This window comes from Streptomyces sp. NPDC034085 (assembly GCF_055575555.1).
Genome location: NZ_JBVISL010000010.1, coordinates 15,646 through 38,957 on the forward strand (window position 1 = coordinate 15,646; position 23,312 = coordinate 38,957).

A 23,312-nucleotide genomic window follows, 5' to 3' on the forward strand; every position below is an offset into this window, starting at 1 on the left:
ATGACCTTCAGTCCCGAACTGATCGAGGACTCCTCGGCGCCTTCCGCGCCCTCCGCGACGCGCGGCGGTGAGCAGAAGCGCTCCGTGGAGCAGATCGCGCTGCTGTTCTTCATCACCGTGCCGTTCCTGGCGCTGCTGGCGGCGGTACCGCTGGCCTGGGGCTGGGGGGTGAGCTGGCTGGACCTGGGCCTGATGGTGTTCATGTACTTCCTGGCGTGCCACGGGATCACGATCGGCTTCCACCGCTACTTCACGCACGGCTCCTTCAAGGCGAAGCGGCCGCTGCGCATCGTGCTGGCGGTCATGGGGTCGATGGCGGTGGAGGGGCCGCTGGTGCGCTGGGTGGCGGACCACCGCAAGCACCACAAGTACTCCGACCACGAGGGCGACCCGCATTCGCCGTGGCGGTTCGGCGAGACGCTGCCGGCGCTGGTGAAGGGGCTGTGGTGGGCGCACATCGGCTGGCTCTTCGACGAGGAGCAGACCGATCAGCAGAAGTACGCCCCGGATCTGATCAAGGACCCGGCGATCCGGCGGATCAGCCGTGACTTCGTCTTCTGGACGGTGCTGTCGCTGGCGATCCCGCCGCTGGTGGGCGGTCTGGTCACGATGTCGTGGTGGGGTGCGTTCACGGCGTTCTTCTGGGGTTCGCTGGTGCGCGTCGCGCTGCTGCACCATGTGACGTGGTCGATCAACTCGATCTGCCACGCGGTGGGCAAGCGGCCGTTCAAGTCCCGGGACCGCTCGGGCAACGTGTGGTGGCTGGCGGTGCTGTCGTGCGGGGAGTCCTGGCACAACCTGCACCACGCGGACCCGACGTCGGCGCGGCACGGGGTGCTGCGCGGCCAGGTGGACTCGAGTGCGCGGCTGATCCGCTGGTTCGAGCAGCTGGGGTGGGCTTCGGACGTGCGCTGGCCGTCCGGGGCGAGGATCGACGCCCGGCGCAGGGAAAAGACGCCGAACGCGGCATGATGGGGGACGTGGCGATCGACGGCAGCAGTACCAGCAGCGACAAGCCCAGGCGTGGTCGCCGGGTCCGGATGACGGGCGCCGAGCGGCGCCAGCAACTGCTGGACATCGGCCGCACCCTGTTCGCCGCGAAGGGTTTCGAGGGCACCTCGGTGGAGGAGATCGCGGCGAAGGCCGGGGTGTCCAAGCCGGTGGTGTACGAGCACTTCGGCGGCAAGGAGGGCCTGTACGCGGTGGTCGTGGACCGCGAGATGCGCCAGCTGCTGGAGGGGGTCACGGGCGCGCTGACGGCGGGGCACCCGCGGGAGCTGCTGGAGCAGGCCGCGTTCGCCCTGCTGGACTACATCGAGAACTACACGGACGGCTTCCGGATCCTGGTGCGGGACTCTCCCGTGGCGCAGTCGACGGGCACCTTCGCGTCGCTGATCAGTGACATCGCCACGCAGGTGGAGGACATCCTGGGGCTGGAGTTCAAGGCCCGGGGCTTCGATCCGAAGCTGGCGCCGCTGTACGCGCAGGCGCTGGTCGGGATGGTGGCGCTGACCGGGCAGTGGTGGCTGGAGACGCGCCGGCCCAAGAAGGCCGAGGTGGCGGCGCACCTGGTGAACCTGGCCTGGCACGGGCTGGAGAACCTGGAGGCGAAGCCCCGGCTGGTGGGGCACCGCAGGAGCTGAGGTCCGTACGGCGCTGACGCGACGGCGCCCCGTCACCGGTCCTTCCGGTGGCGGGGCGCCGTCGTGTCGTGCGGGGCCCGTCGGGGCCGTGGCTGTGTCGGTACGTCGATAAGTCGGTACGCGGGTCCGTCAGCTCTGCGGGCCGTGCTCGTGCACGCTCTCCGCGCCGGGCGCCGCCGGGCCGCGCTTCTCCAGGAACTCCAGCCGGTTGCCGACCGGGTCGTGGGAGTAGAAGCGGCGGTGGCCCGGCAGGTTGTCGTCCCAGACGACGTCGGCGCCGCGTTCGCGGAGTTTGCGGGCGTAGTCCTCGATGCCGGTCACCCGCAGCCCGGGGTGGGCCTTGCGGGCCGGCCGGAAGTCCTCTTCCACGCCGAGGTGGAGCTGCACGCCCCCGGCGGTGAACCAGCAGCCCCCGCGCGCGGCGAGGACCGGGGGTTTGGAGATCTCCGTCATGCCGAGGACGTCCTGGTAGTACGCGCGGAGCCGGTCTTCCGATCCGGGCGGGGCCGCGAGTTGGACGTGGTCGACTGCGGTCAGCAAGGTCAGGCCTCCTTGTGGGCGACGGCGAAGATGCGGCGGAACGGGAAGACGGTGCCCCGCGGGCCCGGCGGGTACGCGGTGCGCAGGGCTTCTCGGTATTCGGAGAGGAAGCGGTCGACGGCCTCGCGGTCGTCGCCGAGTGCGGTGAGCACGGGCCGCAGGGCGGTGCCCTTGACCCAGTCGAGGACGGGGTCGGGCCCGGGCAGGAGCTGGGAGTAGGTGGTCTCCCAGACGTCGACGGCGCAGCCCAGTTCGGTGAACCGGGCCAGGTACTCGGCGGGTTCGAGGAGGTGGATGTAGCGCGCCCCGTGCCCGGCGAGGCGGTCGCGCCAGCGCGGGGTGTCGCACAGTTCGGCGAGGAGGCGGTGGCTGGGGGCGGTGAAGTTGCCGGGGATCTGGAAGGCGAAGGTGCCGCCGGGGCGCAGGCCGTTGATCCAGGCGGCGAAGGAGCCGGGGTGGCTGGGCACCCATTGCAGGGCCGCGTTGGAGACGATCAGGTCGTACGTCTCCTCGGGCATCCAGTCGGCGAGGTCGGCGTGGCGGAAGTCGAGCGTGCCCCCGCCGGGCGTCGGGCCGGCGTGCTCGGCGGTGGCGCGCTGGAGCATCTGCGGGGAGAGGTCGAAGCCGGTGATGCGGGCGTCGGGCCAGCGGTCGGCGAGGAGCGCGGTGACGTTGCCGGGGCCGCAGCCGAGGTCGGCGATGCGCGCGGGCCGAGTGGGGAGCTCGGGTATCCGGGTCATCAGGTCGAGGAACGGGCGCGTGCGGTGCCCGGCGTGGCGCAGGTACTGCTGGGGGTCCCAGACGGGTGCGGAGCCGTCCAGGGCGTGCGGGCGCACGGCCGGCGCGATATCGGAATGCATGTTCGAGCCTCCCTACTGGTGGGGCGGTCGGAAGCGGAAGCTGTTCCGGCCCCCTCCATGCCCCATGCTCGGCCAGACTATATCTCGATGTCAAGATTCTTGATCTGAAGAGACTCCATATCGACAGACCCCGTACACTGATCGGCATGGAGGACGAGGTCGACCGACTGGTCGCGGCATGGCGGCGAGAGCGCCCTGACCTCGACGTGGAACCGCTCGAAGTGCTCAGCCGCGTCAGCAGGCTCGCACGCCACCTCGACCGGGCCCGCAGGCTCGCCTTCTCCGAGCACGGCCTGGAGCCGTGGGAGTTCGACGTGCTGACCTCGCTGCGGCGCGCGGGCGCGCCCTACCAGCTCTCCCCCGGACAGTTGCTGACGCAGACCCTCGTCACCTCCGGCACCATGACCAACCGCATCGACCGACTCGCCAAGAAGGGCCTCGTCGAGCGGCTGCCCGACCCCAGCGACCGGCGCGGGGTCCTGGTCCGGCTGACGCCCGAGGGGCGCGACCGCGCGGACCAGTCCCTCGCCGGCCTGCTGGCCCAGGAACGCGCGATCCTGGCCCAGCTCTCCACGGCCCAGCGGGGCGAGCTCGCCGGGCTGCTACGCCAGTTGACCGCTCCGTTCGACAACATCCCCGGCTAGCTCCGCGGGACGTACGCCGGCCCGCCGGGCCAGTGCCACGGCGGCCAGGGTCGAGTGCACCCCGAGCTTGCCCAGCACGTTCTGCATGTGCGTGCGCACCGTGTGCGGGGACAAGAACAGCCGCGCGGCCACGTCCTTGCGGCCCAGCCCCGCCACCATGCAGCGCAGCACCTCGTGCTCGCGCGGGGTGAGGGACTCCACGAGCCGCTCGCTGTCGCTGCGGTGCTTGCGGGCCGCCGTCAGCTCCCGCAGCACCCCGGTGAGCAGGGCGGGCGGCAGGTGGGTCTCCTCGCGCAGCACCCCGCGGATGACGGCCAGCAGGCGCGAGAGCGAGCAGTCCTTCGCCACCCATCCCGACGCCCCGGCCTGCAGGGCCAGCGCGGCCCGCCGCGGGTCGTCCCGCTCGGCGAGCACCACCGTGCGCACCCCGGGGTGGGCCACCCGCACCCCGGCGACGAGGGCGATCCCGTCCGCGGGCGGCGGCGCCGGACCGGAACCCGCCTCCCGCTGGCCGGGCACGGTCCCCGACAGGGCTCCCGGCGCGGCCGCGCCGGCGCCGAGGTCGGCGTCGACGAGCAGCACGTCGTAGCGGCGGCCTTCCGCCACCGCCCGCTCCAGGCAGCGCGAGGCGGCGGGACCGCTGCCGGCCGCGGACACGTCCACGTCCGGCTCGGCCGCGAGCGCGGCTGCGAGGGACTCGGCGAAGATGCGGTGGCCGTCGACCACCAGGACCCGGATACGAACCACAAAACCCCCAAGGGTCGGGGAACGGACGACTACGGGTACGGCGCCCGGCCGGACGGCCACAGGCCCCGCGGCCGCCGCCGCGACTTCTGTGCACTACCCCGGACCGGACGCCGTACCCGGCGTGTCTCGACCCCTGAATCAACACCGGCCCCCACCGGTGTCACGCATCAGCGTAGAGCGGGCGGCGTCTCGCGGTTGGCCGAATAGCAGAAGTTTTCCGAGCGGTTTTCCAGGAGGACCGTCGGCGGCCGCCCGCGGGGTGGCTTGTTTTCAGCTGTCCGGAAGATCCGGCGGGACGGCTCGCGGACGGCGTGTGCCGCGGGCAGTTGCACGGGAGGTGTTTCACCCGGCGTACGCACGCCGGGCGCCCGCGCACAGCGCCTGCCGGCCGCGCCCGGCCCCTACGCGCGCGCCCCCCGCACCGTCGGGTGCGGGGGGCGCGCGGGAGGGCGGCGGGAGGGTCAGGAACGCTGCTTGCGGGCGAAGTTCCAGGCGTCCTGCACGATGTTGGTGAGGTCCGAGCGGGTCGGGGTCCAGCCGAGGCGCTCGTGCGCCGTGCGCGCGGAGGCGACGAGGACCGCCGGGTCGCCCGCGCGGCGCGGGGCGACGATCTCCGGGATCTCCCGGCCGGTGACCTTGCGGACCGTCTCGATGACCTCGCGGACCGAGAAGCCGCTGCCGTTGCCGAGGTTGCACACCAGGTGCTCGCCCTCGGCCGCGACGCGCAGCGCCGACAGGTGGGCCTCCGCCAGGTCGGCGACGTGGATGTAGTCGCGTACGCAGGTGCCGTCGGGCGTCGGGTAGTCGTCCCCGAACACCGAGATGGACTCGCGCTCCCCCAGGGCGACCTGGAGCACCAGCGGGATCAGGTGGGTCTCGGGGTCGTGGCGCTCGCCGAACTCGCGGTAGGCGCCGGCGACGTTGAAGTAGCGCAGCGAGACCGCGGCCAGGCCGTGCGCCGCGCACTCCCCGGCGATCATGTGGTCGACGGCCAGCTTCGAGGCGCCGTACGGGTTGGTCGGCGCGGTCACCGAGGTCTCCGTCAGCACCCCGCCCGACGGCTCCCCGTAGGTGGCGGCGGTGGAGGAGAAGACGAGCCGGCGCACGCCGGCCTCGCGCATCGCGGTCAGCAGGGCGAGGGTGCCGCCGACGTTGTTGTCCCAGTACTTGCCGGGGTTCACCACGGACTCGCCGACCTGCGAGGAGGCCGCGAAGTGCAGCACCGCGTCGAAGGAGGCGTCCAGGTAGCGGGCGGCGTCCTGGATCCGCCCGTCGATCAGGGTCGCGCCCGCGGGGACGCCCTCCGCGAAGCCCGTGGAGAGGTTGTCGAGGATGGTGACCTCGTGTCCGGCCTCCAGCAAATGGGCGGCGACGACACTGCCCACGTAGCCGGCACCGCCGGTGACCAGGTACTTGCTCACTGCCACTCCTACCTCTCGCGGAAGCGCGCGGATGCGCGCGCTCTGGTGACTGGCTTACCGGATTCCGCGCCTCCGGGGAAATCGCCGGGGAAATCGCCCGGGGGAAACCGCCCGGGGAGACCGCCGCCGTGCGGGACCTAGTCGCCGGGCGGCGGGACGGAGTCCTGCGGCCACGGCCGGGCCGGCGGCGCGGCCCGGTCCAGCAGCCCGGTACGGGCGGCCAGCGCGGCGGCCTCCAGGCGCGAGCCCACGCCGAGCTTCATCAGGACCCGCTGCACGTGCGTACGGGCCGTGCTCGGCGCGATGGCCATCCCGGCGGCGATGAGCCGGGTGTCCTCGCCCTCCGCCACCCGTACCAGCACCTCGACCTCGCGCGGGGTCAGCAGCCGCAGCAGCCGGCCGGCCTCGTCGTCGGGCTGCGCGGCCGGGTTGAGCAGCTCCGCGAAGGCCGCCTGGAGCAGCTGCGGGGCGATGGCGGCCTCCCCCGCCCGGGCCTTGGCCAGGGCCCGCTCGACGCCCTCGATGCGCTCGTCCTGGCGCACGTACCCCGAGGCTCCCGCGGCGAAGGCGGCCGCTATCCCGCGCGGGCTCGGCACCGGGCCCAGCACCACCACGGCGATCTGCGGGCGCTCCCGCTTGATCCGCACCACCGGCTCGAACACCCCGGGCTCCGCCGGGACGGCCGTGCCGAACAGGCACACCTCCGGGGCGCGGCCGATGACCAGTTCGGCGGCACCGGCCGCCGGCGCGGCCGCCGCGAGCACGCGGTGCCCGCGGAGTTTCAGGGCCGAGGCGAGCGCCTCGGCCAGCAGCCGGTGCTCGTCGACCACCATGACCCGTACGCCCATCAAGGCTCCCACCCCAGATCCTTCTGACCCGGCAAGCTACACGCTTGTTCGACGGGGCGCGGCGGTTACCGCGCGAAAGCCCCCGATCGGTGGGTACCGTCCGGGGGCTTCCGCGATCGGGGCGGGCCGGGGGTCAGCTCGCCGCGAAGGAGACGAAGAGGTACTCGGGGTCGGCCTTGTCCGAGTACGGCTTGCGCACCGTGGTGCGGGAGATGAACAGGCGACCGTTGTGGTAGCGGAACTCCGAGTGGTCCAGCGAGAAGCTCGTCTCGGCGCGCTGGCTCGTCTTCTCCGCCGGGTTCTGCATGAGCAGGGTCTCCTTCATCGTCTTGCCGTCGATGCTGACGACCTGGCCGCCTCCGTCGTACGGGGGCACCTTGTAGGCGATGATGTTCGACCCGTCCATGCGCAGCGGGTACATGGTGTACCGCTCGCCCGCGTCGGCGCGGTCGCTGGTGGCCTTGCCGGTCTCCAGGTCGAAGGAGACGATCTCGTTGGTGCGGCCGACGGAGGCCGTGCCCTGGTGCTCGTAGGACGGCAGGTAGACCTTGCCGTTGCCGATGACCATGTTCGAGCACTGCTCGACCTCGGTGGCGGGGCACTTGGGGGCGTAGCTGCCGCCGGCGAGGCCGATGCGGGCCTTGAGCTGGCCGGCGTCGTCGAGGACGAAGAGGTCGCTGACGTTGGTGGCGTTCTTGGCGGTGTTGCCGACGTTGGCGGCGATGACGAGCGGCTTGGTGGAGATGATGCCGGCCCACTCGATGCCGGCGGACAGCTTGTACGAGTACTTCGGCGCGCCCGTGGCCGGGTCGAGGGCCTGCGCGTACAGCGTCGGGCTGGAGCTGCGGCCGCACTTGCGCAGGACGGCGAGGGCCTCGCCGCCGGCGTAGCCCATGTCGTAGCAGCCTTCGCCGTCGGTCTTGGGCGTCCACAGGGACTTGCCGTCGGCGAGGTTCCAGGCGGCGCCGCCGGACAGGCCGCCCGCGGCGACGGTCTGGCCGCTGATGGTGACCTCGCTGAAGGCGACCGGCTTGTCGCCGCCGGTGGCGGACTTGGCGGTGCCGGACCACAGGAGCTTGCCGGTGTTCAGGTCGATGACGCCGACCTGGGTGCACTGGGGGTACTTCTTGTCGTTGGTCGCCATGCCCTCTTCGAAGAGGATGGCGCTCTTGTTGTCGCTGACGTGCTTGGTGGCGCCGCAGACGTTGGCCGGGAGCGCGAGCTCCCACTTCTTGCCGCCGTCGACCAGGTTGTAGCCGACGACCTTCGCCACGTCGGACTTGACGTACGTGGTGTCGGTCAGCCAGGAGCCGTCGACGGAGACCACGTCGGCCGGCGCCGGGCTGGGGACGTTGACCAGCGACTTCGACTTGGGGTTGGTCGGGACCTTCTCGCTGCCGGGGGTGCCGGCCTGGTTCTTGTCGCCCTCGGGCGAGCCGCTCGCGCCGTTCGCGGCGGGCTGGGCGCCGCCGTCGTCGCCGGAGACGTACCAGAAGCCGCCGCCGATGATGAGGGCCATGGCCAGCACGGCCGCCGCGACGATCAGCAGCTGATTGCGCACGTCGTTGCCGCCGCCGCCCGCGGGCGCCGCGTACGGCTGGGCCGGGGCCTGGACGGTGCTCGGCTGCTGCGGGTAGCCGTAGCCGGGCTGGGCCTGCGGCTGCGGGTAGCCGTAGCCCGGCTGACCCACGGGCGGCTGGGGAACGGTCGGCGGCTGGGCCGGCGGCTGCGGGGGGCCGGGCGGCGGCGGGCCGCCGAAACCGCCGGACGGCGGCTGGCTGGGGGGCGGCGGGGTACTCATCGCGTGCTACTGCCTCTCGGTGGGACGCTCGGTGGGCTCGTTCACTTGCCGAAGACCATCAGGAGTCGCTCGTCCTTGCCCTCGCCGATCAGCCGGGTCGCGGAGGTGAAGTACCGGCCGTCCTCGAAGGCCCGCACCTGGAAGGTGACCATCGAGCTCTCTATGTTGGCGGCGGGGCCCGACGGCATGCGCAGCAGCACCTTGGGCTCACCGCTCCCGGCCGCCATGGAGACCATCTCGCCGGGTTCGCGCAGGGCGTTGGAGCGGTAGGCGATGAGCTGGCCGTTGCCCGCCTTGACCGGGTACCAGTTGCGCTTGTCGCCGGCCTTGCGGCGCCACTTGGCCTTGCCGGTCCCGAGGTCGAAGGCGACGACCTCGTTGTCGAACCCCTTGTCCGCGGCCGTGCGCAGGAAGAGGGTGTCGCCGTCGACCACCGAGTTGCCGCAGCCCTGAAGGTTCTCGATGCTGCCGGCGTTGCAGTTGGTCTCGAAGGAGCCTTCGGCGGCCATGCTGGCGCGCTTCTTGCCGTCGGGCGTCAGGGAGACGATGGCCCGCTTGCTCTCTTCGCGGTTGTTGATGTCGATGACGGTCGGAGAGACGGACAGGACGCTGCCGACGCGCCAGCCCTTGGGCAGCCGGTAGGTCCAGGTCTTCTTGCCGGTGACCGGGTCGGCGTCCTGGATCTCGGTGGTCTTGTCGTCGTCCATGCACAGGGCGACGGCGAGCAGCTTGCCGTTGCCGGCGGCGTACTGGCTCGGCTGGCAGCCTTCGGCGCTCTGGCCGGAGAAGAGCTTGTCGCCGGTGCTGACGCGGTGGGCGCTGGTGCCGCCCATCCGGTTGACGACGAAGGTGTCGCCGGTGAGGGCCATGCCGACGGACGCGGCGCCGTCGAAGAGGTTCTCCTTGACGAGCTCCTTCGTCCAGCCCTCCTTGCCGGCCTTCAGGTCGACCAGCTTCATCTGGTTGCAGGTGGCGTTGGAGCCCTCGCCGTCCTTGACGGTCAGGACGGTCTTGCCGTCGGCGGTGGTCTGGTCGGCGTACCCGCAGATCTCGGTACGGAAGTCGACTTTCCACTTCTCCTTGCCGTCGGTGACGGCGTACCCGATGACGGACTTGTCGACGGTCTTGACGACGGTGTCGCCGACCACCCACATCGCCGGGGTGGGGATGCCCGCGCCGGGGCCGGTGAGCTTGGCCGTCTTGAGCCACAGCACCTTGTCCTCGCCGGACTTGCGGCCGGCGTTGAGGTCGGTCTGCTCGGCCATGCCGTTGCCGCTGCCGTCGCCCTTGTCCACGGACGGCGAGCCGGAGGGCTTGGGGTCGGCGGGCGTGGAGCCCTGCGCGACGGGCGTCTTGGGGTCCTTGCCGTCGTCCCCCAGGAAGGCGAAGTAGGCGCCGGTGCCGAGTACGAGGACACCCGCGACCGCCGCCGCGACGATGACCGCCCCCTTGCGGCGGCCCGGGGCGCCGGGCGCCGGCGGGCCGGGGGGCATGCCGGGCCCGGGCGGCGGGAAGCCGTACCCGCCCTGCGCCACCGGCTGCGGGACGGTGGGCGGCTGCTGCGCGTACGGGTTGGCGCCCTGCGGTGGGTAGCCGTAGCCCGGCTGCGGCGGTCCGGGCAGGTGCCCGTAACCGGAAGGGGTCGGCGGCTGGTTCGGCGGCTGGGGCGGCTCGGTCATCAGCGCATACCTTCGGGTTCGGGCGGTGGGGCGATCCGGAGATCGAAAAGAACCGACCCTTTCTATCACCCGTGGCCGACACGCAGCGGGCCGGTCGCACCCCTGTTCCCAAGGGAGGACCGGCCCGTGACACGGCCGTTATCCGTCCGGCCGGCGTTTTCCGGGGCCCTGGCGGCCCGCTGGACTCAGGCCTCTTCGGCCAGTTCCAGCCAGCGCATCTCCAAGTCGTCGCGCTCGGAGATCAGTTCCCGCAGCTCCGCGTCGAGCTTGGCGACCTTGTCGTAGTCGGTGGAGTGCTCGGCGATCTGCGCGTGCAGGTTCGACTCGCGGTCCGACATCTTGTTGAGCTGGCGCTCGATCTTCTGGAGTTCCTTCTTCGCGGCGCGCGAGTCGCCGGACGCCGTCGTCTTGGCGGCGGCGGCCGGGGCCGGCGCGGGGGCGGCGGCCTCGATCATGCGCCTGCGGCGCTCCAGGTACTCGTCCAGGCCGCGCGGCAGCATCCGCAGGCTCGCGTCGCCGAGCAGCGCCATCACCGTGTCGGTGGTGCGCTCGACGAAGAACCGGTCGTGGGAGATCACGATCATCGAGCCGGGCCAGCCGTCGAGGAGGTCCTCCAGCTGTGTGAGGGTCTCGATGTCGAGGTCGTTGGTGGGCTCGTCGAGGAAGAGGACGTTCGGCTCGTCCATCAGCAGGCGCAGGATCTGCAGCCGGCGCCGCTCGCCGCCGGAGAGGTCGCCGACCGGCGTCCACTGCTTCTCCTTGGTGAACCCGAACTGCTCGCACAGCTGGCCCGCCGTCATCTCGCGGCCCTTGCCGAGGTCGACGCGGTCGCGGACGCGCTGGACGGCCTCCAGGACGCGCAGCGACGGGTCGAGCTCGCCGACCTCCTGGGAGAGGTAGGCCAGCCGTACGGTCTTGCCGACGGTGATCTCGCCGGCGGCGGGCTGGGTCTCGCCCTGGGTGCGGGCGGCCTCGGCGAGGGCCCGCAGCAGGGAGGTCTTGCCGGCGCCGTTGACGCCGACGAGGCCGACGCGGTCGCCGGGGCCCAGGTGCCAGGTGAGGTGCTTGAGCAGGGTCTTGGGCCCGGCCTGGACGGTGACGTCGTCCAGGTCGAAGACCGTCTTGCCGAGGCGGGCGTTGGCGAAGCGCATCAGCTCGGACTTGTCGCGCGGCGGCGGCACGTCGGCGATCAGCTCGTTGGCGGCCTCGATGCGGTAGCGGGGCTTGGAGGTGCGCGCGGGCGCGCCGCGGCGCAGCCAGGCCAGCTCCTTGCGCATGAGGTTCTGCCGCTTGGTCTCCTCGGTGGCGGCGATCCGTTCGCGTTCGGCGCGGGCGAAGACGTAGTCGCTGTAGCCGCCCTCGTACTCGTAGACGGAGCCGCGCTGGACGTCCCACATGCGGGTGCAGACCTGGTCGAGGAACCAGCGGTCGTGGGTGACGCACACGAGGGCGGAGCGGCGGGTCTGCAGGTGCTCGGCCAGCCAGGAGATGCCCTCGACGTCGAGGTGGTTGGTGGGCTCGTCGAGGACGAGGAGGTCCTGGTCCTCGACGAGCAGCTTGGCGAGCGCGATGCGGCGGCGCTCGCCACCGGAGAGCGGGCCGATGACGGTGTCGAGGCCCTGGCCGAAGCCGGGCAGGTCGAGGCCGCCGAAGAGGCCGGTGAGGACGTCGCGGATCTTGGCGTTGCCGGCCCATTCGTGGTCGGCCATGTCGCCGATGATCTCGTGCCGGATGGTGGCGGCCGGGTCGAGGGAGTCGTGCTGGGTGAGCACGCCCATGCGCAGGCCGCCGTTCTGGGTGACCCGCCCGGTGTCGGGCTCCTCCAGCTTGGCGAGCATCCGGATGAGGGTGGTCTTGCCGTCGCCGTTGCGGCCCACGACACCGATCCGGTCTCCCTCGGACACGCCGAGGGAGATGCCGTCGAGCAGGGCACGGGTGCCGTACACCTTGCTGACTGCCTCGACATTGACCAGATTGACGGCCATCAGACGCGCTCCAGGGAAAGGGTGTGGATCAGCCCCTCAGCCTAACCCTCCGCGCCGACGCGGAACGTTCCACCAGCCAGGCGCCCCCCACTGCCATGCCGATGGCGGCGGGTGCGGTCACCGGAAGGGCGATCAGGGTGGCGCTGTGGCCCTCCAGCAGACCGCCGAGGCCGGTCGTCGACAGGCCGAGGACGCCCAGCAGGCACAGGGTGGTGCCGAGGGCGGCGGCGGGCCCGCTGCCGGGGGCCGCGTCGGCGGTCCCCGGTGCCTCGAAGCGGCGCAGGCAGGCCACGAGCAGGGCGGTCAGGGCGGCCGCGAGGAGGATCCGCGGCGGTACCTGCGCCCACCAGCCGGCGGTGGCCGGCTCGGGCAGCGGCAGGCCCAGGGCGAGCTGGGCGGCGTACACGCCGAGCATGGCGGTGAGGTGCCAGAGGAAGGCGGTCATGGCGATGCCGTTGGCGGCGACGACCCCGCGCCAGACGCGCGGGCGGGCGAGCCAGGCCGTCGCGGGCCGGGCGAGCAGTTGCACGGCGCCGACCAGCCACATGCCGTGGCAGAGCAGGGCGAGGGTGGGCGGGGCCATGTTGGACACCTTCTCCCCGGGCATCCCGACCATGGACAGCGGGTACGGCCCGACGGCCACCAGCAGCACCGCCCCGGCGAGCCCGGCGGCCCCCAGGAGGGCGGGCCGGGTGATGCGGCCGTCGGCGCGCAGGAAGCCGAGCTGGTGCACGGCCAGCCACACGAAGGCGAAGTTCAGGAACTCCGCGTACGGGACTCCGAGCGCGAAGCGCAGGACGTCGACCAGGGCCGCGGCGCCGGCCAGGGCGGCGAAGGCGGCCCAGCCGCGGCGGGCGTGCAGCCTCAGCAGCGGCGGGGTGAAGGCCACCATCGCCAGGTAGATCCCGATGAACCACAGCGGCTGCGTGACCATCCGCAGCGCGGCCCCCGTCAGCCGGCCGCCGCCGGCTCCGGCGAGCTGCACGGCCAGCGCGAGGGCCGCCCAGAGCAGGACGAAGACCAGGGTGGGCCGCAGCAGCCGCCGGAGGCGGGCGCGCAGGAAGACGGCGTACACGGGCCGGCCGCCGGCGCGGCGCTCCAGCGAGCGGTACGACAGGGCGTGCGAGAACCCGCCGACGAAGAAGAACACCGGCATGACCTGGAGCCCCCAGGTGAGCACCTGGAGCGGGGGCACGAGTGCGAGCAGGTTGCCCACGCCGTCGGTGCTGACGGCCGCCATCAGCCAGTGGCCGAGGACGACCGTGCCGAGCGAGGCGACCCGGAGCAGGTCCACGTACCGGTCGCGGGAGGCGGGCGTGGCGGCGGCCATGCCGCGTGCGCTGACTGTCATGCCCCCAACAGTCGCGGCCGCGCACCGCCCTCCGACAGGGCGCAGATACTCAGCCGGCGCCTGGGTACCCGCGCCCGCGGCCCGCCGCCCGCCGCCCGCCCGTCAGGACGTGACGGCCGTGGCCCCCGGGGCGGGAGAGGAGGTGATCCGGGTGGCGCGGCAGGTGCCCGACGCTTCGAGGGCGGCGGCGACCTTGGCGGCGGACTCCGCGTCCCGGACCAGGAAGGCCGTCGTCGGACCCGACCCGGACACCAGCCCGGCCAGGGCCCCCGCGTCGGCGCCCGCCGCGAGGGTGGCCGCCAGCTGCGGGCGCAGCGACAGCGCGGCCGGCTGGAGGCCGTTGGAACCGGGCAGCACCGCGGCCAGCGCGTCGGCGTCGCCCGAGGCGAGGGCCGCCAGCAGCGCCGGCGAGGCCTCGGGCTCCGGCACGTCCGTACCGGCGGTCAGCCGGTCGAACTCCCGGAACACCGCCGGGGTGGACAGGCCGCCCTCGGCGACCGCGAACACCCAGTGGAACCGCCCGGCCGCCACCGGGGTGAGCAGCTCCCCGCGCCCGGTGCCCAGCGCGGCGCCGCCCACGAAGCTGAAGGGGACGTCACTGCCCAGCTCCGCGCACAGGGCCAGCAGCTCCTCCCGCGGGGTCCCGAGCCCCCACAGCAGGTCGCACGCCAGCAGCGCGCCCGCCCCGTCCGCGCTGCCGCCGGCCATGCCGCCGGCGACCGGGATGTTCTTGGCGATGTGCAGGTGGACGGCGGGCTCGATGCCGGCCCGGGCCGCAAGGAGCTCGGCGGCGCGCGCCGCGAGGTTGCCGCGGTCCAGCGGCACCTGGTCGCAGTCGGGGCCCTCGCAGGTCACCGTCAGCTCCGCCGCCGGGGCGGCCGTGACCTCGTCGAAGAGGGAGACGGCCAGGAAGACGCTGGCCAGGCCGTGGAAGCCGTCGGGGCGGGCGGCGCCCACCGCCAGCTGGACGTTGACCTTCGCGGGGACGCGTACCGTCACGCTCACAGCGCGGGCCTCTCGACGGCCGGCTTGTGCTCGGCGATCGCCGCGAACTGCTCCACCGTCAGGGACTCCCCGCGCGCCAGCGGGGAGATGCCGGCGGCCGTCAGCGCCTGCTCGGCGGCGGCGGCCGAGCCGGCCCAGCCGGCCAGCGCGGCGCGCAGGCCCTTGCGCCGCTGCGCGAAGGCAGCGTCGACGACGGCGAAGACCTCGGCCTTGGAGGCGGTGGTGTCGACCGGCTGCGCGCGCCGTACGAGCGAGACGAGGCCCGAGTCGACGTTCGGCGCGGGCCAGAAGACGTTGCGGCCGATGGCCCCGGCGCGCTTGACGTCCGCGTACCAGGCGGCCTTGACGGAGGGGACCCCGTAGACCTTGTTGCCCGGGCGGGCGGCGAGCCGGTCGGCGACCTCGGACTGGACCATCACGAGGGTCCGCTCGATGCTCGGGAAGCGGTCGAGCATGGTGAGCAGGACCGGCACGGCCACGTTGTAGGGGAGGTTCGCGACGAGCGCGGTCGGCGCCGGGCCGGGGAGTTCGGTGACGAGCATCGCGTCGGAGTGGACCAGCGCGAAGCGGTCCTTCCGGTGCGGCATCCGCGCCTCGATGGTGGCGGGCAGCGCGGCGGCCAGGATGTCGTCGATCTCGACGGCGGTCACCCGGTCGGCGGCCTCCAGCAGGGCGAGCGTCAGCGAGCCGAGGCCCGGGCCGACCTCCACGACCACGTCGTCGGCCCGCACCCCGGCGGTCCGCACGATCCGGCGCACCGTGTTGGCGTCGATGACGAAGTTCTGGCCCTTCTGCTTCGTCGGGCGTACGCCGAGGACGGCGGCCAGCTCTCGGATGTCGGCCGGCCCGAGGAGGGCGTCTGAAGGGACCTCGGGGGTCTGGTGGGGCTGCTGCTCTGCGGTGCTCACCGTCAAAGCCTACGGCCGCAGTGCGGCCACGGACTCGCCCCCCGCTGCACGTAGAGCTTCTTCGCCCGGTACGTCTGCTCGGAGGCCGGGGCGTCCTGGGGGCGGCCGCTGCCGCCGAGCGCCTGCCAGGTGCGGACGTCGAACTGGTAGAGGCCGCCGTAGGTGCCCGAGGGGTCGGTGGCGGAGGGGCGGCCGCCGGACTCGCACTGGGCGAGCGCGGCCCAGTTGAGGCCGTCGGCGCCGGAGACGGAGGCGGGCAGCGGCTTCGTGCCGACCAGGACCCGCTGGCTGACGGGTTCGCGGACGACCTCCTCGGCGATCTTGCGGGGCTGCTGGCGGACGCCGTTGACGGTGCGCAGGGCGTACGTGACCCGGCGCGCTCCGGGCCGCCCGACGCGCTCGACGACCTCGGTGCCCGCGAAGAGCGCCGCGTCCTCGACGCGTTCGGTCTCGTACGGGATGCGTTCCTCGCGGACCTCGCGGGTGCCGGTGATGCGCAGCACGGTGACGGTCTGGCCGTCGCGGGGGAAGGAGTCCGGGGGGACGGAGGTGGTGTCCTGGCCGTGGAGGGTGATGCCGGCCTGGTCGAGGGCCTCCTGGACGGTGGCGGCGTTGGTGCGGATGGTGCGTTCGCGGCCGTCGGCCATGAAGGTGACGCCGCGTTCGGTGCGCACGCCGAGGGTGAGGCCGGAGCGGGGGACGGGGGCGGTGCGGGGGGTGGAGAGGTAGGCGCCCTCGACGCGGACGCCGAGCTGGCGCAGGGCGCCGTCGACGGTGCGGGCGGTGGTCCACACCTGACGGGTGGTGCCGTCGAGGGTGAGCCGCAGGGGGCGGCCGTAGCGGACGACGACCTGCTGGCCGTCGTCGAGGGGGGAGCCGGCGGCGGGGGCGACGAGGTCGTGGGGGCCGACGCCGAGGCCTTCCGCCGCGAGGAGTTCGTCGACGTTCCCGGCGAAGGTGTGCAGGGTGCGCGGGACGCCGTCGACGGTGAGCCGCACCGCCTTGTCGGCGGCGACGAAGGCGGTGGTGCCGCCGGCGAGGAAGGCGACGACCAGCGCCTGGGGGATGATGCGCCGCCAGCTGTCGCGGGCGGCGGCGCCCTGGCCGACGGGGGTGTGCACGGGGCGCCTGCGCCGGCCCGACCCGGCGCCGGGCGGCCGGCCGGCAGCGGGGTCCGCGGCCGGGGCGGGCGGGGGCGGTTCCGCCGCGGGGGCGCCGCGGCGGCTGCCGTCGGCGGCCCGGCGGCGGCCGCCGCCGCCGGGGCGGTCGGGGTCCGGTGCGGGTGGCGGGGCGTCGGCGGGGGCGGTGGCGGGGGCGGCCGCGCGGCGGCGGGCGGCCCGGCGGCCTTCGGCCCGGGGGGCGGGGACCTGCGGGTCGGGGGCGGGGTGGTGGTGCCCGTCGTACGGGTCCTCGTAGGGCCCGGCGTCGTCGTCGTACGGGGCGTGGGGCCCGGGTGCCGCGAACGTGCCGCGGTCCGGCTGCGTCCCCGGCCAGGAGGCACGGCGGTGACTGCCCTGCGTTTCGCTCACGTCGGTTCGCTCCACTGGTCCGGCCCCCGGCTGCTCGGGCACGGCACCCTAGCGGGAGCGGCGGTCACGCATCAAAGCCGTTCGACCACTCAGCGTGTCGGACGAACGGGTGCGCGAGCCGGACCCCGGCGCGGGGGCGGAGGGACGAGGGGGCGCGGGTCAGTAGTCGAAGGCGCGCGCGGTGTTGGCGGCGAGGGCGGTGGCCATGGCGTCCTCGCCGATGCCGCGCACCGCGGCCATGGCCCGCACCGTCAGCGGGATGAGGTACGGGGCGTTGGGCCGTCCGCGGTACGGCGCCGGGGTGAGGTACGGGGCGTCGGTCTCCACCAGCACCAGTTCGAGCGGGGCCACCGCGAGGGCCTCGCGCAGCGGCGCGGCGTTCTTGAAGGTGACGGTCCCGGCGAAGGACATGTAGTAGCCGGCGGCGGCGCACTCGCGGGCCATCTCGGCGTCGCCGGAGTAGCAGTGGAAGACGGTCCGCTCGGGGGCGCCCTCCTCCCGCAGCACGCGCAGGACGTCGGCGTGGGCGTCGCGGTCGTGGATGACCAGGGCCTTGCCCTGCCGCTTGGCGATCTCGATGTGCGCCCGGAAGGAACGCTCCTGCGCGGCCATTCCCTCCGGCCCCGTGCGGAAGTAATCCAGGCCCGTCTCGCCGACCGCCTTGACGTGGTCCAGCGCGGCGAGCGCCTCGATCTCGGCGAGGGCCTCGTCGAGCGCGGCTGCGCCGCCGCCGGCCCGGGCCCCCTGGCGGGACCAGCCGTCGGGGTCGCCGTGGACGATGCGGGGGGCCTCGTTCGGGTGCAGGGCCACGGCGGCGTGGACGTTCGCGTACGCGGCGGCGGTCTCGGCGGCCCAGCGCGAGCCCTTCACGTCGCAGCCGACCTGGACGACGGTGGTCACGCCCACCGACGCGGCCTTCGCCAGCCCCTCCTCGACCGTGCCGGACTGCATGTCGAGGTGGGTGTGCGCATCGGCCACCGCCACCCGAAGCGGCTCGGGCAGCGGGGGCGGCACGTCCTTCGAAGCCTTGGAGGCGGCGGCCGGGGAGGAGGAGGGGCTAGGGCTCATGAGCCGATCTTATGACCGCCCGAAGAGGCCCATGATGCGGGAGAGCAGGCCGCGGCGCGGCTCCGAGGCGTCGACGGCGACGGGCCCGGGGGCGTCGTGCGCCGCGACCCTGCGCTGCTTCGGCGGGCGGGGGGCGTTCTCGCCCGCCGGCACCGGCCCGGCGATCCCGGGGGCGATGCGGTGGTGGTAGAGCCGGTCGATCGTGCCGAGCACCGTGGAGACCTGGCCCGCGCGCATGATGCGTACGACGTGCCCGCCGCAGTTCAGGCAGGTCGGGTTCGACAGCGGTGAGGGCACCCGCTCCCCGTTCACGGTGTACATGATGAACGGCTCGCCCCTGCCGTCGACGTGGTGCTCTATCGCGTAGGACTGCTCCCAGCCGAAGCCGCACTTCATGCAGGCGAAGGAGTACGCCTCGTGCACGGTCTGCACGCCGGAGGCGGGAGGGGCGGCCGGTCCCGCGGCCGTGACGGGTACCGGGGTGTCTGCGATCTCACTCATGCCAGCTCCTCTTGTTCCACTGGTGCCACTGCCAGTGGACGCCTCTTCGGGCGGGAGCGCATCAGGCCATGTCCAGTAATGGACGGTCCTTGGGCCAGTCATTCCACAAACGCCCGGTGCGCGGTCTGAGCTTTGCTTTTCAGGTTAGCTCTTTACCGTCTTACGGCACCTTTTGTGCCGCGTTCTTTGCCGCGACGACCGCGTCGAAGACCTCGCGCTTGGGTACGCCGGCCTCCGCCGCGACCGCCGCGATGGCCTCCTTGCGGCGCTCGCCGGCCTCCTCGCGCACCCGTACGCGGCGCACCAGTTCCTCGGCGTCCACATCGCCGGGCGCGGCCGCCGGGGCGCCCTCGACCACGATGGTGATCTCGCCGCGCACGCCCTCGGCCGCCCACGCGGCCAGCGCCCCGAGGCCGCCGCGCTTGACCTCCTCGTAGGTCTTGGTCAGCTCGCGGCACACCGCGGCCCGCCGGCCGGCGCCGAACACCTCGGCCATGGCCGCCAGGGTGTCGTCCAGCCGGTGCGGCGCCTCGAAGTAGACGAGGGTGCGCCGCTCGCCCTCCACCTCGCGCAGCCGGCCGAGGCGCTCGCCGGCCTTGCGCGGCAGGAAGCCCTCGAAGCAGAAGCGGTCCACCGGGAGCCCGGACAGGGCGAGCGCGGTGAGCACGGCGGACGGACCGGGCACCGCCGTGACCCTGATGTCCTTCTCGACGGCGGCGGCCACCAGGCGGTAGCCGGGGTCGGACACCGAGGGCATTCCGGCGTCCGTCACCAGCAGCACCCGCCGGCCGGCCTCCAGGGCCTCGACCAGCTCGGGGGTGCGGGCGGACTCGTTGCCCTCGAAGTACGACACGACGCGCCCGGTGGTGTGCACGCCGAGCCCCTGGGTGAGCCGGCGCAGCCGCCGGGTGTCCTCGGCGGCGATCACATCGGCCCGCTCCAGCTCGGCCGCGAGCCGCGGCGGGGCGTCGGCGAGATCGCCGATGGGTGTCCCGGCGAGGACGAGTACGCCGGGGGAGGAGGGGGCTTCGGCACCGCGGGGCAGGTCAGCTGTCACCGCCTCATCCTCTCATTGGGGCTCGTGGGGACTGGGGCTCGCACAGGGGCGTTCCCTACGATGACCCGGTGACCAGTACCGCGACGCCGCCGCCCAGCCCCGCGGGGGCCCCGCCCGTCCCGCCGGGCGCACGCGAGTCCGCCTACGAGCCGCCCGTGTGGCTGCGCCGCCTGCGCGGGTTCGGCTACGCGCCGGCCGCGCCGGTGACGGACGTCCGCACGCGCCTCGTGCCTCCGTACGCACGGCCGTCCACGCAGCTGTGGACGGCGCTCGGGATCCCCGAGGCGAGCCGGCGGACCTGGCAGCGGGTGATGGCCTGGGCGGGGCCGCTGCTGATCACTCTGGTGGCGGGGGTGCTGCGGTTCACGCACCTCGGCAGCCCCAAGGCGGTGATATTCGACGAGACCTACTACGCCAAGGACGCGTGGGCCACCATCCGGCAGGGCTACGAGGCCAGCTGGCCCAAGGATGTCGACAAGTCGATCCTGTCGAATCCCGACGCCGTACCGCTGCCCCTGGACCCGGGCTACGTCGTGCACCCGCCCGTCGGCAAATGGGTGATCGGGCTCGGCGAGTGGATGTTCGGCTTCACCCCGTTCGGCTGGCGGTTCATGACGGCGGCGCTCGGCACCCTCTCGGTGCTGATGGTGTGCCGCATCGGCCGGCGCCTGCTGCGCTCCACCTTCCTCGGCTGCCTCGCGGGCGCGCTGCTGGCGGTCGACGGACTGCACCTGGTGATGAGCCGCACCGCACTGCTCGACCTGGTGCTGATGTTCTTCGTCCTGGCGGCCTTCGGGGCGCTGCTCCTCGACCGGGACAGGGCGCGGGCGAAACTCGCGGCGGCGCTGCCGGTGGACGAGGAGGGCCGCGCCCACCCCGACGTCACCGTCGCGGAGACCCTGCGCCTGGGCCTGCGCCCGTACCGGCTGCTGGCCGGCGTCTGCCTGGGCCTGGCCTTCGGCACCAAGTGGAACGGCCTCGTGGTGCTGGCCTTCTTCGGGGTCCTCACCGTCCTGTGGGACGCCGCCGCGCGCCGCACCGCCGGCGCGGGGGCCCCGTACGCGGCGATGCTGCGCCGCGACGCGCTGCCCGCCTTCCTGTCGACGGTGCCGGTGGCGATCGGCGTGTACGTGGCCTCCTGGCTCGGCTGGATCCTCAGCCCCGACGACGGCAAGGGCGGCTACTTCCGCGACTGGGCCGCCAGGAACGACCAGCACAGCTCGCTCTCCTTCCTCCCGGAGTGGCTGCGCAGCCTGTGGCACTACGAGACGGAGGTCTACGACTTCCACGTGGGCCTGACCTCGGGCCACACCTACGAGTCGAACCCGTGGAGCTGGCTGGTGCTCGGCCGGCCCGTCTCCTACTTCTACGAGTCCCCCGCGCCCGGCACCGACGGCTGCCCGGCGTCCGCGGCGGGCAAGTGCGCCCGCGAGGTGCTGGCCCTCGGCACGCCGCTGCTGTGGTGGGCGGGCTGCTTCGCGCTGCTGTACGTCCTGTGGCGCTGGTTCTTCCGCCGCGACTGGCGGGCGGGCGCGATCGCGTGCGCGCTGGGCGCCGGCCTGCTGCCCTGGTTCAACTACCAGGAGCGGACCATCTTCTACTTCTACGCGGTGGTCTTCGTCCCGTACCTGTGCCTGGCGGTGGCCATGATGGCCGGCGCCATGCTGGGCCCGGCGGGCTCCACGGAGCGCCGGCGCGCGATCGGCGCGATCGGCGCGGGCGTCCTCGTCCTCCTCATCATGTGGAACTTCATCTATTTCTGGCCGATCTACACCGGCCAGAGCGTGCCCATGGACTCGTGGCGTGGCCGGATGTGGCTGGATACCTGGATCTGACCCTTTACCGACAGGTAAGGTCGCTTCCCTAGGTTCTTTGAACATGTTCAGAGGACGGGGGCTCCTGGGGAGGGGACGCAGTGAACGGGGCGGCGAAGGGTGCCATCGTCGGCGGGGTGTTCCTCGCGATGGTCGGCGGTACGGCGTACGGGGTGTACACCCTGGTGGGGGACAGCGGCGGCAGCGGCGCGGACGGCGGCGACGGCGGCGGTGCGAAGAGCAGCGCGTCGTCCGCCGCTAAGGCGAGCGGGCCCGTCACCGGCAAGGAGGCCGCCGCCACCGCGCAGGCTTTCCTCGCCGCGTGGGCGGCGGGCGACGACCACAAGGCCGCCGGCCTCACCACCGACACGCAGGCCGCACAGGCCGCGGTGGCCGACTTCAAGGCCGGGGCGATGGTGTCCAAGGCCGTCATCACCCCCGGCACGCCGGACGGCACCACCGTGCCGTTCAAGGTCGAGGCCGAGATCAGCTACGAGGGCACGACCAAGCCCCTCGCGTACGACTCCCGGCTGACGGTCGTCCGCGGCGCCGGAACCGGCGAGCCGCTCGTGGACTGGCAGCCCGCGGTGATCCACCCGCAGCTCCAGAAGGACGAGAAGCTGCGCACGGGGACCCCGGCCAGCCCGCCCGTCAAGGCGGTGGACCGCCACGGCAAGGAGCTGACGGCGGAGCAGTACCCGTCGCTGCGGCCGGTGCTGGACTCGCTGCGCAAGACGTACGGGGAGAAGACCGGCGGCACGCCCGGCGTCGAGCTGTGGATCGAACCGGCCGCCCAGGACGCGCCCAAGCGCAGCCTGCTGACGCTGGTGGAGGGCAAGCCCGGGCAGATCCAGACGGTGCTGGACGCCGACGTGCAGGCGGCGGCTGAGAAGGCGGTGGCGCTGCACCCCGAGGCCTCGGTCGTCGCGGTCCAGCCGAGCACCGGTGACATCCTGGCGGTGGCCAACCACCGCAGGGACGGCTTCAACGCGGCGATGCAGGGCCGGCGGGCCCCCGGCTCGACGATGAAGATCGTGACGGCGGCGATGCTGCTGGAGAAGGGCCTGGTGGCGGCCGACCGCCCGGCGGACTGCCCGCAGACCGTCTCGTGGGAGGGCAAGGTCTTCCACAACCTGAACAACTTCTCGCTGAAGGGGCAGCCCTTCTCGACCAGCTTCGCCAAGTCCTGCAACACCGCCTTCATCAGCCTGATCAACGAAGTGGGGGACAACGGTGCGCTGCCGCGGGTGGCGCGGGAGGCCTTCGGGATCGGGCTGGACTGGAAGACCGGCATCCCCTCGCAGGACGGCAGCGTGCCGGTGACCTCCGGTCCGGCGGCCGCCGCCGAGTACATCGGCCAGGGCGCGATCCAGATGAACCCGCTGAACATCGCCTCGATCACGGCCACCGCCCGGACCGGGGTCTTCCGCCAGCCGGTGCTGGTCAAGGCCTCCCTGGACGGCCGCACCCTGGCCGCCACTCCGCGCTCGCTGGCGCTCGGGGTCTCGCAGCAGCTGGTGCGGATGATGAAGCAGGCCGCCGGCCCGGGCGGCACCGCGGCGGGCGCCATGTCCTCGGTCGCGGGCTCCGACAAGGGTGCGAAGACCGGCTCGGCGGAGGTGGACGGCGCGACGGCCCCGGACAGCTGGTTCACGGGCTTCCGCGGCGACGTGGCGGCGGCCGCGATGGTCGAGGGCGGCGGCCACGGCGGCGACACGGCGGGCCCCATCGTCGCGAGCGTCCTCAACGCCTCCTGAGGCCCTGCGGCCGGGACGGGGGCCGGGCCCGCGGGCTTGCGGGTCTCGGGCCGCGCCGGGGGACGGGGCGCGGCAGTCCGGCGGGTCGGCGCGTCGACGGGTCGCGGGCCATGGGCGGCACGCGAGCGGCCCCAGTCCGGCCCCCGCCTCCGCC

20 protein-coding genes are annotated in these 23,312 nt (G+C 73.4%); 5 read left to right on the top strand and 15 right to left on the bottom strand.

The features are described from left to right. Both ACZ501_RS28215 and ACZ501_RS28220 read left to right on the top strand, forming a co-directional pair. Complete coding sequence (locus ACZ501_RS28215; protein ID WP_361600693.1) at positions 1 to 972, top strand: acyl-CoA desaturase; 972 nt, start codon at positions 1 to 3, stop codon at positions 970 to 972. After that, positions 969 to 1,643 carry a TetR/AcrR family transcriptional regulator gene (locus ACZ501_RS28220; RefSeq protein WP_361600690.1) on the top strand — a complete coding sequence of 225 codons (675 nt, stop codon included), beginning with the start codon at positions 969 to 971 and terminating at the stop codon, positions 1,641 to 1,643. The genes ACZ501_RS28215 and ACZ501_RS28220 overlap by 4 nt, the downstream gene beginning before the upstream one ends. A 129-nt stretch (positions 1,644 to 1,772) precedes the next feature. Here ACZ501_RS28220 and ACZ501_RS28225 read toward each other — a convergent pair whose 3' ends face one another. Together ACZ501_RS28225 and ACZ501_RS28230 are read right to left on the bottom strand one after the other, a co-directional pair. Then, positions 1,773 to 2,183 (bottom strand): VOC family protein, encoded by a 411-nt coding sequence (locus tag ACZ501_RS28225; RefSeq protein ID WP_468799253.1) that lies wholly within the window; start codon positions 2,181 to 2,183, stop codon positions 1,773 to 1,775. 2 nt (positions 2,184 to 2,185) lie between these two features. Beyond that, positions 2,186 to 3,043, bottom strand: coding sequence for a trans-aconitate 2-methyltransferase (locus ACZ501_RS28230; RefSeq protein WP_362464832.1), 858 nt, complete (start codon positions 3,041 to 3,043; stop codon positions 2,186 to 2,188). A gap of 146 nt (positions 3,044 to 3,189) precedes the next feature. On the opposite strand from ACZ501_RS28230, the gene tamR reads away from it, so the two are divergent. Further along, the gene (gene tamR, locus ACZ501_RS28235) at positions 3,190 to 3,687 is read left to right on the top strand and encodes a MarR family transcriptional regulator TamR (RefSeq protein ID WP_361600681.1); all 498 of its coding nucleotides are present in this window, start codon (positions 3,190 to 3,192) and stop codon (positions 3,685 to 3,687) included. On the opposite strand, the gene ACZ501_RS28240 is transcribed toward tamR, so the two are convergent. From ACZ501_RS28240 to rsmI, 13 genes are all read right to left on the bottom strand, one after another. Further along, entirely contained in the window at positions 3,646 to 4,434 is a 789-nt protein-coding gene (locus ACZ501_RS28240; RefSeq protein WP_361600678.1) for a DNA-binding response regulator, read from the bottom strand. The two genes, tamR and ACZ501_RS28240, sit on opposite strands and share 42 nt — an antisense overlap. A 461-nt stretch (positions 4,435 to 4,895) precedes the next feature. Then, positions 4,896 to 5,855: a UDP-glucose 4-epimerase GalE gene (gene galE / locus ACZ501_RS28245; RefSeq protein WP_361600675.1), complete on the bottom strand. Its 960-nt coding sequence runs from the start codon at positions 5,853 to 5,855 to the stop codon at positions 4,896 to 4,898. Between the two features lie 137 nt (positions 5,856 to 5,992). Then, complete coding sequence (locus ACZ501_RS28250) at positions 5,993 to 6,703, bottom strand: response regulator transcription factor (protein WP_361600741.1); 711 nt, start codon at positions 6,701 to 6,703, stop codon at positions 5,993 to 5,995. A gap of 133 nt (positions 6,704 to 6,836) precedes the next feature. Continuing rightward, complete coding sequence (locus tag ACZ501_RS28255) at positions 6,837 to 8,504, bottom strand: outer membrane protein assembly factor BamB family protein (RefSeq protein WP_468799255.1); 1,668 nt, start codon at positions 8,502 to 8,504, stop codon at positions 6,837 to 6,839. A 41-nt stretch (positions 8,505 to 8,545) separates the two neighbouring features. After that, a complete protein-coding gene (locus ACZ501_RS28260; protein WP_468799257.1) occupies positions 8,546 to 10,183 on the bottom strand; it encodes an outer membrane protein assembly factor BamB family protein in 1,638 nt (545 codons plus the stop codon). A 185-nt stretch (positions 10,184 to 10,368) separates the two neighbouring features. Next, positions 10,369 to 12,168, bottom strand: coding sequence for an ABC-F family ATP-binding cassette domain-containing protein (locus ACZ501_RS28265; RefSeq protein WP_361600667.1), 1,800 nt, complete (start codon positions 12,166 to 12,168; stop codon positions 10,369 to 10,371). A 28-nt stretch (positions 12,169 to 12,196) separates the two neighbouring features. Then, on the bottom strand, positions 12,197 to 13,519 hold the full coding sequence (locus tag ACZ501_RS28270) for an acyltransferase family protein (protein WP_468799259.1): 1,323 nt from the start codon (positions 13,517 to 13,519) through the stop codon (positions 12,197 to 12,199). 102 nt (positions 13,520 to 13,621) lie between these two features. After that, the gene (locus tag ACZ501_RS28275; RefSeq protein WP_468799261.1) at positions 13,622 to 14,524 is read right to left on the bottom strand and encodes a 4-(cytidine 5'-diphospho)-2-C-methyl-D-erythritol kinase; all 903 of its coding nucleotides are present in this window, start codon (positions 14,522 to 14,524) and stop codon (positions 13,622 to 13,624) included. After that, complete coding sequence (gene rsmA / locus ACZ501_RS28280; protein WP_361600659.1) at positions 14,521 to 15,432, bottom strand: 16S rRNA (adenine(1518)-N(6)/adenine(1519)-N(6))-dimethyltransferase RsmA; 912 nt, start codon at positions 15,430 to 15,432, stop codon at positions 14,521 to 14,523. Before rsmA ends, ACZ501_RS28275 begins: the two co-directional genes overlap by 4 nt. A 2-nt stretch (positions 15,433 to 15,434) precedes the next feature. Continuing rightward, positions 15,435 to 16,961: a ubiquitin-like domain-containing protein gene (locus ACZ501_RS28285; RefSeq protein WP_468799263.1), complete on the bottom strand. Its 1,527-nt coding sequence runs from the start codon at positions 16,959 to 16,961 to the stop codon at positions 15,435 to 15,437. A 159-nt stretch (positions 16,962 to 17,120) separates the two neighbouring features. Beyond that, positions 17,121 to 18,029: a TatD family hydrolase gene (locus ACZ501_RS28290; protein WP_468799265.1), complete on the bottom strand. Its 909-nt coding sequence runs from the start codon at positions 18,027 to 18,029 to the stop codon at positions 17,121 to 17,123. Between the two features lie 9 nt (positions 18,030 to 18,038). Then, positions 18,039 to 18,530, bottom strand: coding sequence for a hypothetical protein (locus tag ACZ501_RS28295; RefSeq protein WP_361597353.1), 492 nt, complete (start codon positions 18,528 to 18,530; stop codon positions 18,039 to 18,041). Positions 18,531 to 18,690: 160 nt separating this feature from the next. Then, on the bottom strand, positions 18,691 to 19,587 hold the full coding sequence (rsmI, locus tag ACZ501_RS28300) for a 16S rRNA (cytidine(1402)-2'-O)-methyltransferase (RefSeq protein ID WP_468799267.1): 897 nt from the start codon (positions 19,585 to 19,587) through the stop codon (positions 18,691 to 18,693). A 68-nt stretch (positions 19,588 to 19,655) separates the two neighbouring features. On the opposite strand from rsmI, the gene ACZ501_RS28305 reads away from it, so the two are divergent. Both ACZ501_RS28305 and ACZ501_RS28310 read left to right on the top strand, forming a co-directional pair. Next, positions 19,656 to 21,422 carry a dolichyl-phosphate-mannose--protein mannosyltransferase gene (locus tag ACZ501_RS28305; protein ID WP_468799269.1) on the top strand — a complete coding sequence of 589 codons (1,767 nt, stop codon included), beginning with the start codon at positions 19,656 to 19,658 and terminating at the stop codon, positions 21,420 to 21,422. A gap of 80 nt (positions 21,423 to 21,502) precedes the next feature. Further along, the gene (locus ACZ501_RS28310; RefSeq protein ID WP_468799271.1) at positions 21,503 to 23,158 is read left to right on the top strand and encodes a penicillin-binding transpeptidase domain-containing protein; all 1,656 of its coding nucleotides are present in this window, start codon (positions 21,503 to 21,505) and stop codon (positions 23,156 to 23,158) included. The last annotated feature ends 154 nt before the right edge of the window (positions 23,159 to 23,312 follow it).